This window comes from Flavobacterium sp. (assembly GCF_027490375.1).
Taxonomy (GTDB): Bacteria; Bacteroidota; Bacteroidia; order Flavobacteriales; family Flavobacteriaceae; genus Flavobacterium.
On record NZ_JAIXYH010000033.1, the window covers coordinates 19,112 to 34,537 of the forward strand.

The window sequence follows — 15,426 nt, forward strand, 5'->3', positions numbered from 1 at the left end:
TTTTTTGATAATGACACGTTCTGTGTTTTCCTCAACGGTTCAGTATTCCGTAAAATTCTGTGAACTTCGGTGTTTTCTGCGAGCTAAAAAAGGTCAAGTGCTTTATGCGTCGAAGGTAACATTGCGTACTTTGTGAAAAACTTTGTGGAACATTGTGCTCCTTTTAGAAGCTTTTTGGAAGCTAGTCCCGATTGCTATCGGGATCGATGAATTTAGGTTTCGTATTTCGCTGCCGCGCGAATCCTCTCGAGTGGTGAACCACAATACGATAAGCAAACACTTGTTCACATAAATGGTTGCTTTAACCGCAAAGAACGCAAAGCTTTACGCAAAGTTCGCAAAGCTGTTTTCAAGTATTAGGATGGGAGTATTAAGTATAAAGACTTCAATGAGTTCTCCACTTTACGTATCGTTTTACTACCCGAACTCGCGAATCGTCTTTACTTAAGGGTGTCGTAGGCAAACATGGTGTACTTTGTGAAAAACTTTGTGGAACATTGTGCTCCTTTTTTAGAGGCTTTTTGGGAAGCTAGAAGCTAGACACGAGAAGCTAGACACGATAAATTCACCACTTTACGTATCGTTTTACCACCCGAACCCGCGAATCGTCTTTGCTTGTGCAGGTTTTAGACAGTTTGTCGAAAGCAGCTGCAATTTTTTGATAATGACACGTTCTGTGTTTTCCTCAACGGTTCAGTACTCCGTAAAATTCTGTGAACTTCGGTGTTTTCTGCGAGCTAAAAAAGGTCAAGTGCTTTAGGTATCGAAGGTAACATTGCGTACTTTGTGAAAAACTTTGTGAAACATTGTGCTCATTTTAGAAGCTTTTTGGAAGCTAGTCCCGATTGCTATCGGGATCGATGAATTTAGGTTTCGTATTTCGCTGCCGCGCGAATCCTCTCGAGTGTTGAACCACAATACGATAAGCAAACACTTGTTCACATAAATGGTTGCTTTAACCGCAAAGAACGCAAAGCTTTACGCAAAGTTCGCAAAGCGTTTTTGCGCTTTTTCCATTCTTTTCCTTTTTTTCGCTTTTTTTAATTTTTTGGCTTTTTTTAATTCTTTGAACAATCCTTACCCGAACAACTCAGCCAAAACGTCTAGCGATTTTGGGCGTTTAAAGTGGTCGATATGATGTGCGTAAAATTCGAGTATGCTGTTCAATACCGCGCGGCGTTCGAGTTTTGTAAAGTTGTTGCTGTTTCCTAAGCCGAGATTACGAAAAAGCTGAGATTCACTTTCGCTAAGTGTGTAATCGGATTCGTGGTCTTGAAAAACGCCGTATTTTAAATCGAAAAAGCTTGCTTCTGCAGAAAAATCGGGATAAAAGCCCAAGTACGAACTCAGGTTCAGCAAGAACTGCAATGGAAATATGGCTGTTTCTGCGGTTTCATCTAAAATCAACAAGCTGTTTTCCAAAAAGGCAAACAGCGTGTCGTTAGCTTCTTCTTCCTTAATAACTTGATTTAGAATTTCGGCTAAAAAAAGTGCCAAGCTTCGTTTTACGAAATGATGCGGAATTTGTTGATACGCGTAGTGAAGTTTTACTTCTTTAAAGTATTCGAGCGTTCCTTTTTGCTTGTTAGTAGCAACGATTTCGAGTTGGGTAAGCGGCTCAAAATACGAGCTTTTGAATTTGTTGGCTTTTCCGCTAAAAGCGTCGCGAACAAAGAAACTCTTTCGTCCGATTTCTGCGGTAAAGCAGCTAACTACCAGCGATTTTTCTTGGTAGCGAACCGCTGAAAGTACGAGTGCTTTTCCTGGAATCATTTAGCGAACAATCATTACTTTTTTCACGGTGGTTTCGGCGCCGTCTTCGGTAGAGATAAAAATCATGTACACACCCGATGCCACGCGGTATTTTCCGAAAGCGGTGGTATCCCATTCGATTGTTCCGCCGGTGGATATGGCTTCAAAAACGAGACTGCCGGTGATGTCGGTTATCTTTACGTTGGCGCTGTCGGTAAGTCCGCTAACTTTCACAGTTCCGGTATAATTTGGTCGAACCGGATTTGGATAGACGAAAACATCGCGCAGGTCGTCGCTGGCATCGATAGCATTTCCGCGGTAGGAAACCAAGCCGCCGGTGGTTGCAAAGAAAACTTCTCCGGTAACCGAGTTGATATCAATATCGTTTATTTCGTTGCTCGGCAGCGGCGAATTATCGGTGGTGAATCGTTGCAAGGTTTGTTGCCCGTCGGCAGAGACTTGAAACACGCCTGCGTCGAGTGTGCCGATCCATTTGTTATTGGCGCCATCTACGACGATATCGGTGATCCACTGGTCGTTGAGAAGTTCTTGTGCCAGACCTTCTTCTTCGATGATAATGGGGTTGGAACGCAAGTCGCTGTCGGGATCTAAAAACCGATCGGCGCCTATTACGCGTAATCCTTCGCGGGTTCCGATCCAAAGTTGATTGCGTTTATCGATGGCAACGGTTTGTACGCGATTAGCCGGTAAGTTTCCGTTTCCTTCGCCTTCTGAAATTCTTCTAAACTGCGGATTTGCTGTTTCGTTGAAGCCAACCAAACCGTCTGAACGCGTGCACATCCACTTGGTATTGTTTCTATCGATTGCCAAACGCATAAAGCGCGTGTCGGTCCACTCTGTTAAAATAGCTTCCATATTATAGGATTGCCAAGAGCCGTTTGCTCGTTTTACTTTAAGCGGACTCCTAACAATAGCATTGGTAAGCCACAGATTTCCTTGAGAATCAAAAGCGGCTTGTTCGACGCGAATATTTTCGGTTGGTGGATCGGTCGGGAAAATGGTTTCTAGACCCGTAGTTCCGGTATTTGTACGATTAAAAATTTCTACTAGCTCGTCGTTTTCAAATCGCAATAGGCCGTTGTAGTACGACGACATAAAAACTTCATTTTCGTTGGTTGGGTTTACAGTTACGCGAACAATTGAAGGTACATTTAGTTCACTGTTCGGAATATTTAGCCAACCAGTTTCGCTGTTGTATTTACTTACGCCGAAGAATTTTAGCGGATTTGGGTCAAGATTTTCGCCGTAAGAACCGTATACGGCCCAAAATCCGGTAGATAAGGTTGCCAGGGCAAAAACGTTGTTTTGGAGCGGTCCGCTCGGGCTGATTGAAGGAAATGAAGCTGCATTTAAAGCGCCAGCAAGTAGTCCTTGTGTATTGGTTCCGATAAAAACGGTATTGTTAACGACGGTTGCACAAGTAAAACGTATGTTGTTGGAGTTTACTTCTGCTGCGGAGAGCTCTCGTACTAATGTTCCGTTCTCGTTGAAAATACGGGTTGTAGTTTCAGATACGGCAATAAGATTTCCATTAGCGCTTCTTAAATCAATTAGGTTTGGACTTAACTGCGTGAAGTTCTGAAAACTTGTTCCATTTGAAGATCGCAAAACCTGTCCATTTGCCAAACCGATGTACAATAAATTTTCGAATGCAACTACAGCGTCGAAATTACCGCTTTGTACGGTTTGCCATTGCAGTGCGTCGATTAAGTTTGGGTTGGTGATAAGTGCTTTTTTTATGCCTTCGACGGTAGCTGCATAAATTTCTCCGTTAAAGGTTGTAGTTTGTTTTACTGCAATTTCGGGATTTGCAGCACCTATAAAATAGGTATCGCCGAACTGTAAAGTTTGTAGATTAAACTGCGCGATTCCGAAATCGCAGCTTATTAAAACGCCAATTTCGGTTTCTTCAAAATGATTGATTCGCTTGATGTTCGGCGGCAACTGTTTGTTGACGATATCAACAATGGTGGTGATGGAGCGATCGGCATCGTTAATAACAACGATCAGTCCGCTTTGATAGCCGATAAGTGTTTTGTTTTGTGATGCACTTTTATATACGGCTGTTATGGTTTCGCTGGGAAGTCCGTCTATAGTATTTGAAGTGCTAACATCACCGGTTATTAAGTTTCGAGTAAAGAGTGCATTTGTTGAGGCAGCAGTTACGCGAGAATCGGTTTGCGCAACGTCTATAATTTCGTTATAGGAAAAATAGCCGGTCCATCTGCTGTTGTTTTGAGCGAATGAGCAGAAAAAAGGAACGAGCAACAAATAGAATAGAATTCTCATACAATTGGAATGGACTGCAAATATAAAGAAACGCGGCACAGCGGATTTTATTGAATGGCAATAAAAAAGGCTGTCCGAAACGAACAGCCTTTTGGAATGAGTTGTGATTGATTTATTGGAAATCAGCGTCGGTTACACCTTCGTTGATTTTCACTTCACTGATCGTGATATCGATTTCAATACCTACATTGATTGCCGTTTTGAAAGGGAATTTCACGCCTTTCACATCGCGGTAATCGCTGAATGGCGAGCTAACCGTCATTTTTTGACCGCCTGCATCTACCTCATTACTTTCCATAACTTTTAGTCCGGTAGTCATGTCGTAGAACAATTTAGTATCACCGTCTTGAATTACGTATGCATCAGAACCATTTACGTTTTCAACGCCTACCAATTTAACGTCTGGATTGTTTGCCAAAGTTAATTCTGGGAAGGGCTGTGCGTAATATTTCATGCTTGCGATTTCGTCGGCTTCCATTGGCATTTTTTGTGGTCCTTGAGACTGGTATCCGGTCTTTCCGTCGAATACCTTCTTCATCTGTTGTCCCATAACACTTAAACCTTCAAGAGATTTTCCAGCAGTAGTTGCTTTTTTAAAGTAGCCTAGAGTCATTCCTTGAGCAGATCCGCTACCCGCAACTGCAATTGATTTTACGGCAGAAACTGCTTTTTGACCTCCGATAGCGTCGATATATTTAGCTAAAACTGTTTTAGCTGTTACACCCGCAGGAATTTCTTTTTTCGCGGCAGGTTTCTCCACAGGATTTCCGTATTTGTCGAAATAGAGAATTGGCATTTTCAGTTTTTCGAGAGCTGGTAAAACATCACTTCCTTTACCAACAATCACCAAACGAGCGTTGTCGTATGAGAAATATTTGTTTGCTGCGCGTTTTACATCTGCAACAGTTACTGCTTGAATGCTTTTGATGTAATTTTCGTAGAAATCGGCTGGTAAATTTTGTGTACGTGTACGCAATGCAAAAGATGCAATAGTTTGAGGTTTTTGGATGTTCATTACAAAACGACCAATATAACCTGCTTTTACGTTATTTAACATTTCTTCGGTAACGTCTTCAGTACGGATTCTCTTCAATTCTTTAAGCATCTCAACTACTGTTGAATCGGTTACAGTATTGCGCACTTGTGTAGAAGCTTCAAAGCTGCTGATGTATTTTCCGGCACCAATGTTTGAACCAGCGCCGTATGTCCATCCGTGCGCTTCACGTAAGTTCATGTTGATGTAGCTGTTGAAATCGCCGCCGAAAATTTGGTTTGCGATAATTGCTGGAAAATAATCTGGATCTGTCATTTTTAAGTTAGACAAATTGATGAGTGCTACTTCCGATTGTACCGCGTTTGGCATGTCAACAAAGTTGATTTGCGTATACTGAACATCTTTTGGATCTGGGTATGAAACGTTTGGTGCTGTAGCTTTTTTCCAGCCACCGAAAAGCTTCTCAACCATTTTCTTAACTTCTTTCACTTTAACATCGCCAACAATAACGAGGTATGCGTTTCCGGGAACGTAATACGTATTGTAGTTGTTGATGACATCTTGAAGCGTTACGTTGTTAAGCGTTGCTTCAGAAAGGTATTCGCCGTTTGGATGATTTTTTCCGAATGTAAGTACTGAATTCACGCGTGAAGCCGTAGCAGGTACGCTTTTCTCGTCGCTTTTCAAGCCTTCGATCAATTTCTCTTTTTGCTTGTCGAATTCTTCTTGCGTGAATTTTGGCATTAAAGCGCCTTCTGCCATAAGTTCTAAAACACGACCTGAGTATTTAGAAAGCGCGTATGCAGAAGCACCACCTGAGTACAAGTTGATGTTTGCGCCTAAGAAATCAACTTCTTCGTTAAACGCGTCTTTAGAGGTTTTAGTTGTACCTGTTCCCATCAAAGCGCTTAACATATCTGAAACGCCCTTTTTGTCGCCTTCCGCGTAAGGAGCAATGTCGATACTTAAATTGAACGATACACGTGGTAATTTGTGATTTTCTACAACCAACACTTTCAAACCGTTTTTAAGTTCGAAGGTTTCAGGTTTTCCGATTTTAATGGCAGGTGATGGACCTGGTTTCGGTTGTGGGAAGTTTTGTGCTTGCATAAGTACCGTGAAAAACAAGCCGGCTATTAATAAAAATGTCTTTTTCATGATGCTGTTAGTTTTGTGCTTTATCTTTAGCTGGTACATAGTTTAAAACCAAACGCTGATTTGGGTTTAAATACTTTTTAGCGATATCGCGGATTTCCTCTCTTGTTATTGAGCGGTACATTTCGATTTCTGTGTTAATCAAGTTAACATCTTTGTAAAGCATGTAGTATGTTGCCAAATTATCGGCAATTCCTTCTACGCTTGAATTTTTGTTAACGTAGTCGTTTTCATACTTGTTCATGAGTTTTTGGTATTCTTTTTCAGAAATAAGTTCTGTTTGCAGTTTCACGATTTCAGCATCAACTTCGGCGAGTAAATCCTCGCTTGTTGCAGGAGCTTGTGGCAAACCGTAAAGGATATATGTTCCGTAGTCTTCTTGGCTGTAGTTAAAAGCGCCTACTTGAAGTGCTTTTTTCTGATCGTCTACAATTTTCTTGTACAAGCGAGACGATTTTCCATCGCTAAGAATAGTAGAAATGAGGTCTAAAACTCGTGCATCACGTGTTTTCATTGAAGGTGTGCGGTAAGCAGCAACCACCATTGGAATCTGGATGTTTGGATCTTCGAAAGACGCGTTGATGGTTTGCGTGATTGGCTCTTCCGTGTAAGTCTGACGCGTTACTGGCGCTCCTTTTGGAATTGAACCAAAATACTGCTGAATCCATTTTTTTGCTTGTGGGATATCGATATCACCAGCAACCACTAAAACGGCATTGTTAGGCACGTAGAATTTTTTATTGAAAGCTTGAAATTCTTCAAGTTTTGCTGCATCAAGGTGCTCCATAGATCCGATGGTTGTCCAGCGGTATGGGTGATTTTTAAACATTTGCTTCTTTACTTCCGGAATCAATTGTCCGTATGGAGAATTGTCGTAACGCAAGCGCTTTTCTTCTTTAACTACCTCATTTTGTGTATCCACGCCAATTTGGTTGATTACGGGATGGCGCAAACGCTCCGATTCCATCCACAAACCGAGTTCAAGGCTGTTGGAAGGGAAAACTTCGTAATAGTAGGTGCGGTCTTCCGTTGTATTTGCGTTGTTTACACCTCCGTTAGACGTAACAATTTTAAACCATTCGCCTCGTTTAATGTTTTGGGTACCTTCGAATAATAAGTGTTCGAAGAAGTGAGCAAATCCGGTGCGATCAGGTTGTTCGTCTTTTGCACCGACGTGGTACATTACAGATGTGATTACAGTAGGGGCCGACGTGTCTTTGTGCAAGATCACGTGCATGCCGTTATCCAGATCGTATTCTTCGAAAGCAACTTTTTGCGCCGAAGCAACACCTCCTAGCATTAGAGCAGCACCTAAAGCCATTAAAGAGTTTTTCATAAGGTTAATAATTTTGATGAATTGATACATTGGTACACATTTCGACGCAAAAGTTACGTCAAAACTTAAGATCGGGCAGTAAATTTTTCTAAAAACTTGATTATCAATTGGTTTTAGTTTGTTGACGTTCTTTGATTTGCTTTACTTTCACCAGCTGTTCGTAGATGTTGTTCTGAAAGGGCAAGGAATAATTTGCTATCAAATTCGTCTTCTCAATGATTTTTTCGGATTTAGTTAAAGTACTTACTCGAAATTTGGGCGTAAAGGTAAAATTTTTGTGAGCGCAAACGTTTTCATAACAAAAATTTAGCACTCTTTCATGCGTTAGCGACTGCAGCGACATCCTTTTTTTGGAGCTTCGCGGAATAAAAAAGATACAGCGGAAGGCGCGGCGGCAAAAGTTTGCTGTATTTCCACAAAATGCTTTTGCCGAAACGCCCAAAAAATGAGGAAAAACCGTAACCAGACTTGATAGATTGCTCTTATTTTTGGCGGTATGAAAAAGGAACAACGAAAAAAATTGCAGGTGAATCGGGTAGGAGTAAAGTTTAGTTTCTCGAAAACGGGACACTTATTGGTTAAAGGGAAAATTAATGGAAAGAGTGGTGTTTTTATAATCGACACCGGTGCTGCGATAAGTTGTGTTGGAATGTACTACGCTCCGTATTTTCAGCTTAGGATGCGGAAAAGCCGCTTTGAAATTCGCGCGATTACTGATGTTCCGATGCCGACAGAAATCTCTAAAAAGAACATTTTCGAGTTGGGCAAATGGCGGATTGACCAGGCATCGTTTCTAACGATTGATTTGGACACGGTAAATCAAACATTTTCGACGGTCAATCAGGAGGCTGTACAAGGAATTATCGGAAATGATATATTGAAAAAATACAAAGCTGTGATTGATTACGAAAATAAATCTATATTTTTGATAATTAAATCCTAACAATATGAAGATAGCTGTACCTTTTTTGTTTTTTATTTTGAGTTTTTCAGCTCGGGGACAGCAACCTTCTGAGGTTCAAAATCCGCCGCCGCCTCAGGCGTTTCCTCCTATATACATGAATTGTGAAACAGGTGGTTATAATGTTATATCGGTTATGAATACCTTTTACACGCCATCCATTTCCTTTAATTTATCCATTTTTGAATCTGAGTCGGATGCGCAAAACAACGTTAACCCAATTGCGAATCCGAATAATTACGTTATTACTGATGGAAATTATATTCTTTATATACGATCGGAAAATATTGTGTCGGGAGATATAGGTGTAGATTTGTTAGACCTACGACCGCTGCTTTCTGGAACGTTATTGAGCACAGCAGACTATCCTCAAGGCATTATTTTCGTTGATGTCGAGGGAGGAAAAACACCTTATAGTTATCAATGGTTTCTTGCAGGTTTACCTATTGTAGGAGAAACTACCGCTTCTTTGGATTTGTGTTCCTACTCCAGTGATCATTTATCTTGTGTAGTAACCGACGCCATGGGTTGTCGATTAGTATTGGATGGTATAAGTACACAACCTACAACTGCGCAGGTAAAGAACGACGAAATACAGCTGTACACATCCACTCCAGAAGGTTTGGTTTCTTACAGAAGTATTTTAGATAACGACGTATATAACAACCAGACATTATATACTGTTTCCGACGAGTCGTTTACCATTCAAACGCAGGGCGGTGCTTGGGAAAATTTTATGCTTCTAGCAGATGGGCGAATTTCTACACAACCAGAAACAGCTCCGGGAACCTATACACTTAACTATTCACTTATCAAGGATTCTGATTCAACAAATTTGGGCGTAGGAGTAATTACGGTAACCGTTTCGGATAAAGCCACAAAACTTACTGGCTTTATCGATATCAATCAAAATGGTCTTAAAGAATTCGACGAGCCGATATACGGGCGCGGTTATTTTGGAAATGTGGTCGGATTATCGAGTATCAACGTTATGATTCCGGTGCACAAAGAGCAATCGACTATTTTAGAATTGCAACCCGGAATTAACGACTTGTCTTACGCAGACCTGTGTGCGCCAGCGAGCGAAATCAGCTGTTCGACGTTTTACGAGGATGCAGTAATAGACTATTCGCAACCTACACAAGAATTTTTATTTCCGTTACTGGCGCCACTTCCTAATGATATATCGATAACTACTTTTTCCATTAACGCAACTCCGGGTTTCACGCGTTCTTACAGGCTAAAAGTTCAAAACAACAGTTACACAAATGTAAGTGCATTAGAAATTAATTTTTACAAACCGACCCAGTCGACTATCTTGACCTATCCTGCGGGTGCAACGCCAACGCCTTTCGGTTTTACTTTGACCTTGAATACGCTAGCAGCTTACAGCAGTTTATCGATAACTGGAACCTTGCAATTTGCGAGCATACCCGAAGTAGTTCTGGAAGAACCTTTCGAAATGTCGGCAACGGTAACAGTGGCAGATGATCCGTTTACAAATAACAACACCTCTGTTTTTGAAGGAATTTTTATGGGATCGTATGATCCGAACGACATTACCGAAGCGCACGGTCCCGAGATAGATATCGATGATTTTTCAGAAGACGATTATCTGACTTACACCATACGCTTTGAAAATACGGGTAACGGGCCAGCTCAAAATGTACGTATCGAAAATTTGTTGCCTGCCGGGTTACATGCATCGACATTACAAGTTGTGGCGAGCAGTCATTCGTATATGAAATCGCTTGTTGGAAATAAATTGATTTACAAGTTTAATAACATCAATTTACCGCCGTCTAACGGTAGTGAAACGGTTGGAAACGGATTTGTAACGTATCGCGTGAAGCCGACCGCTGGTTTTGCCGTTGGCACTGAAATTCAAGATGCTGCTGAAATTTATTTCGATTTTAATCCAGCTATAATTACACCGACTTGGAATACCAAATTTGTTGAACAATTAAGTGTTCCAAGGAAAGAAAAGCTGATTCAATTTTACACCAATCCGATTACCGATGTTTTTGAGTTGACATTAACAAACAACAACGCCATTGCAACCGTTGCTGTATACGATTTAAAAGGTTCGTTACTAGCAACTGCAAAATCTAAAGATGGGAAACTGTTGGTGGATACCCAAAATTGGAGCAGTGGCATTTATTTATTAAAACTACAGTCGGGAGAAGAGATAGAGCACATAAAGTTGCTTAAACGATAGCCCCAATTAAAAACTAAACGGATATGAAAAAACTTTTATTCTTTTTAATTCTTCTAGCTCACCTAAGCGGTTTTGGGCAAAATAGTCAAACAACCATTACTGTATGTAATTTCTGGGTCAGCTCGCCTGATTTGTTAGAGACTACTTTTAGCAATTATGATCCTTCAATTCATACCTATACATTGCACCAAACAACTGCTGGTGCACTAGAAAACACCAATCTAATACCTGTAGGTATTGCAATTACAACGTCTATGACTTTGTACTTAAGAATAGTTAACACAAACACGCAAGAAATTTCAATTGAAGCACTGACTATCTTAATAAGTCCTTTAGTTTTATCTGGAGCGACTACCCTTGATGCGCCAACAAGTAGTGCCATTTGTTCTGTTGAATCAGGAGGTACTGCTCCTTTTACATTTACTTGGAGTATTGAAGGGGCTGTTTTTACAGAAGGGAGTACAAGCACGCTCACAATTCCACCTAGCAATCAAGAATCGACAATCACATGTATTGTTACCGATGCTGTTGGTTGTACAAGTACTATTTCAATTCAAATTGTTTCTGCCGCCTCAGCTTTTGACGACACGATCACGCTGACAACGAGTGAAATCGAAATTGTAACTTCAAGTACTTCGGTCTATGCTAACGATTATTTGAATTTTCAATCGCTAACCTTCCCAGTGATTCAGCAACAGGCTTATCTTGAAGAAACTGGCGAAGGCTGGGATAATTTTAATCTCAACCCAAACGGAACCATAAGTGCATTGCCTGGAACGCCTGCAGGAATATATAATCTACAGTACAGTCTATTCCATATTAACGGCGGATTCGTAGGTTCGGCAAGCATAAACCTTCAAGTATTTTCTTCAACCGTTGAATTAATTGCTTTTGTTGATTGGGATGGAAATGGCATAAAGAGTGATGACGAACCGTTATTTACCGAAGGAAAATTCTTAATATCTGGATCCGATGGCACGGAACTAGAGCTATACTCTGATACAGGAACTTACATTTATAATACACTCCCAAATACTACCTATGGCTTTTCGTATCAAGTTAACGATGGATCTTTACCTTTGTTTTCATGCCAGACATCTTTTTTGGATATAAATCCTATTGCTGGTAGTACAACAACTTATTTCTTTCCGATTAATTCAATACCCGAAATAAATGGAGCGGTTTCATTAATAAGCTATCAAATGCCTTCGCCTGGATTTACTAGATATTACGAGGTAAAAGTGAAAAACATAGGCTCCTTACCAATGGTAAATGCAGTGCTCAACGTTCAAAAACCCGAGAATTCAAACTTAGTAAGTTATTGCAACACTTGCGTAGCCACTGCCGACGGTTTTCAAAAAACAAATATTACGCTTGCACCTTTCGAAGAAGCAATTTTACCTTTCGCAGTTCAATTCAACACCATACCAAACATACAACTAGGCGACTACGTAACAACAACAGCTGCCTTAGTTACCGAAAACGACGTGAACCCGACTGATAACATCAGCACCTTAACGCAGATGGTAATTGGCTCATACGATCCCAACGACATAAGCGAAAAACACGGGCCCGAAGTGGTATTCGCAACTTGGCCAAGTGGCGAAGAACTCGAATACACGATACGATTCGAAAACACTGGAAACGGTTCCGCCGAAACGGTCCGACTTGAAAATACCTTACCAATTAATGTCGATGCGCTTTCGTTTACGCCAATCGATGCAAGTCACCGCTATCAGTTACAACAAAATGGCAATCAAATAATTGTTGTTTTCAATAACATCGATTTACCACCATCTCAAGAAAACACCAACATTGGCCATGGGTATTTTAAGTATAAAGTATCGCCAACAGCGGGCTTTCAGATAGGTACTGTAATAGAAAATGTAGCAGAAATCTACTTTGATTTCAATCCGGCGATTGTTACGCCTTTGTGGACAACCACTTTTGTGGAGCAAATGAGTGTTGCCGAAAACAAGCCTTTAGTACAATTTTACACCAATCCGGTAACCGACCTGTTCGAACTCACACTGGAAGACAACCAAGCAAACGCCTTTGCAACCGTGTACGATTTAAAAGGATCAGTACTAGCAAAAGTTGAAACAGTAAATGGAAAACTCCAAATTGAAACTCAGAATTGGATGAGTGGCATTTATGTAGTAAAGCTTGAAGCAGGAGAAATTGTAGAAAATGTGAAATTGGTTAAACGGTAATTCGATTTTAAACCATTTTAATTTCTTAAACCGAGTTCTTCGTTCTCACAGTAACGTCAAATATTTTGTAGAATTTATTCTAAAAATACAAGATGTATAAATGAGATTTCACAATTAACTTCATCTTTGATAATCAAATTTTAACCAACTGCGTTATGAAAAAAATTTTACTCGTCTTTCTACTGTTTTTTTCTACTTTTTCACCAGCGCAAATTCTGGAAGTTACTTGCAATTGTGAAACAGGCTTCTATGATTTAGCACAAGCCGCCGAACTCCATGGCGCACCAATGTATAACTACGTTTTCTTTACTACACTTTCCGATGCACAAAACAATGTTTCGCCGATTTTAAATCTTACAAACTATTTACCTGCTGATGGACAAGAATTAATCTATGCGCAAGAATATAACGGATACTTTGACACAACAAGCATAAAAGCAATTCCCTTACGAGAGTATTTCACAACTCTATTGATTATAACAACAGACTTTCCATCAAGCCAAGCTTCTGTTGACGTTTGGTCGGGCGTACCTCCTTTTACGTATAGATGGTTTGTAGAAGGAGTTGAATTAATTGGAGAAAATGAATCGGGACTTAACCTGTCAACTTATAATTTCCCTGAAGTAATACAATGTATTGTTACAGACTCTAATGGATGCGAAAGTGCTGCAGGTGCTATCGATGGGATTGGATATACAGCCGCAATGCCCGACATCTTGGAGATTACTCTTGGAGCTGATTTTTTACCTATATCGGATAAAAGTGTATTAACAAACGACGTTTTTCAGTCGTATCCTTTTGTTGCGGTCACGAACACGGAAATCGTAGCCATTCCAGTAGGTGAAGATTGGAATAATTTTACACTTGGTGCTGATGGTAAAATTACTGCCGCGCCAAACACACCATTGGGATTTTACAATTTACAATATCAAATGGTCGAAAGTCCAAATATGACCGTACTATCAACAGCAATTGTAAGCCTTCGAGTTGCACAAGCCGCTTTAAAACTCACTTCATTCTACGATTTAAACACCGACGGGATTAAACAAGAAAACGAGCCATTCGTAGATAGCGGCTTTTATCACAATATACCGCAAACGCCGCAATTTAATTGGCCAATCAAACCAAACGGTTCTACATATTATTCCATAATTTCGGATGGTGAACCTTTAAGTATCCAAGTTACAAGTGTTAATGGAGCAACAAACTTTCAAAATGTAACCTGTAATACATATTTTGAAAATATTCCAATTACGCTAAGCACTCCAATGCAAGAGTTGCTATTCCCATTCATCGCTGCACAAACCGATGATTTAAGTGTGAATACAGGAATAATCGCAGCAAGCCCGGGATTTACCAGACCATTCTTGGTAACTGTTTCTAATCCAACTAATCAAGCCGCAGGTCCTTTTACCGTTACTTTCACAAAACCAACGCAATCAGAGATCGTACAATTTCCAGCAGGTACAACACCGACAGAAACAGGATTTACCATCACAATAGATTCGATAGAAGCACTTTCGAATTTATTGTTTAGCGGAAGTATACAGTTCGATGTTATCCCAAACGTGAGTTTAAATGAACCCATTAGCATGTCGGCAACAATTGTTTATGGAGCAGATCCGAATTTGCTAAATAATACTTCGATTTTTAATGGCGTGTTTATGGGATCTTACGATCCTAACGATATCATTGAATCTCGTGGACCGGAAATTCGTATCAGCGATTTTTCCGAAAATGATTACCTAACCTACACCATTCGATTTGAAAACACAGGTAACGCTGCCGCAGAAAATATCAGAATTGTAAATGAACTTCCCTCTGGTTTAGACGCTTCAACATTCCAAGTTTTAGGCGCAAGTCATCCTTTTCAAAAATCGTTTTTTAATGGTGTTTTAACCGTTCGTATGGATAATATTGAATTACCACCTTCAAACGGCAGCGCAACGATTGGAAACGGATTTATAACGTATCGCGTGAAACCTACCGCCGGATTTACCGTTGGAACACAAATTGAAAACACCGCCGAAATTTACTTCGATTTCAATCCGCCTATTATTACACCAACCTGGACGACCACGTTTGTGGAGCAATTAAGCGTCGAGGAATCCCAGCCTTTGGTACAATTTTACACCAATCCGGTAACCGACGTATTTGAACTCACGCTCGTGAATCCCGAAACCAGTATCGATGCCCTCGTGTACGACCTACTGGGGAAAAAAGTAGGAACCGCACAATCGATTAACGGAAAACTGCAAATCCAAACGCAATCTTGGTCGCGCGGAGTTTACATCCTAAAACTGTTCACAACCAACGGAACACTCAGCTATAAATTAGTTAAGGAATAAATTTTTTGGGCACATCCTGCCGCAAAAATTTAGTGGAAATACCACTGCGGCAGGTCGGGCTTTTCACTGCAAGGCGCAGCTGCTACAAGCGTTTCAACCGCGCGCCGCTCCGGCTTCCTTTGGTCGCCACAACGGCACG

General features: G+C 40.6%; 8 protein-coding genes. 4 read left to right on the forward strand and 4 right to left on the reverse strand.

Annotation, left to right across the window (positions count from 1 at the left end):
- Positions 1-1,077: 1,077 nt before the first annotated feature.
- From recO to Q0064_RS03855, 4 genes are all read right to left on the reverse strand, one after another.
- Positions 1,078-1,773 (reverse strand): DNA repair protein RecO, encoded by a 696-nt coding sequence (recO, locus tag Q0064_RS03840; RefSeq protein ID WP_298144555.1) that lies wholly within the window; start codon positions 1,771-1,773, stop codon positions 1,078-1,080.
- The gene (locus Q0064_RS03845; RefSeq protein WP_298144557.1) at positions 1,774-4,062 is read right to left on the reverse strand and encodes a T9SS type A sorting domain-containing protein; all 2,289 of its coding nucleotides are present in this window, start codon (positions 4,060-4,062) and stop codon (positions 1,774-1,776) included.
- 112 nt (positions 4,063-4,174) lie between these two features.
- The gene (locus Q0064_RS03850) at positions 4,175-6,214 is read right to left on the reverse strand and encodes a pitrilysin family protein (protein WP_298144560.1); all 2,040 of its coding nucleotides are present in this window, start codon (positions 6,212-6,214) and stop codon (positions 4,175-4,177) included.
- A 7-nt stretch (positions 6,215-6,221) separates the two neighbouring features.
- The gene (locus Q0064_RS03855; RefSeq protein WP_298144563.1) at positions 6,222-7,547 is read right to left on the reverse strand and encodes a pitrilysin family protein; all 1,326 of its coding nucleotides are present in this window, start codon (positions 7,545-7,547) and stop codon (positions 6,222-6,224) included.
- 496 nt (positions 7,548-8,043) lie between these two features.
- Between Q0064_RS03855 and Q0064_RS03860 the strand changes: the two genes are divergently transcribed.
- From Q0064_RS03860 to Q0064_RS03875, 4 genes are all read left to right on the forward strand, one after another.
- Positions 8,044-8,490, forward strand: a complete 447-nt coding sequence (locus tag Q0064_RS03860; RefSeq protein WP_298144566.1) for an aspartyl protease family protein — start codon at positions 8,044-8,046, stop codon at positions 8,488-8,490.
- Between the two features lie 4 nt (positions 8,491-8,494).
- On the forward strand, positions 8,495-10,726 hold the full coding sequence (locus Q0064_RS03865; RefSeq protein WP_298144569.1) for a T9SS type A sorting domain-containing protein: 2,232 nt from the start codon (positions 8,495-8,497) through the stop codon (positions 10,724-10,726).
- A 23-nt stretch (positions 10,727-10,749) separates the two neighbouring features.
- Positions 10,750-12,939: a T9SS type A sorting domain-containing protein gene (locus Q0064_RS03870; protein WP_298144572.1), complete on the forward strand. Its 2,190-nt coding sequence runs from the start codon at positions 10,750-10,752 to the stop codon at positions 12,937-12,939.
- Between the two features lie 155 nt (positions 12,940-13,094).
- Positions 13,095-15,287 carry a T9SS type A sorting domain-containing protein gene (locus Q0064_RS03875; protein WP_298144576.1) on the forward strand — a complete coding sequence of 731 codons (2,193 nt, stop codon included), beginning with the start codon at positions 13,095-13,097 and terminating at the stop codon, positions 15,285-15,287.
- Positions 15,288-15,426 lie beyond the last annotated feature (139 nt).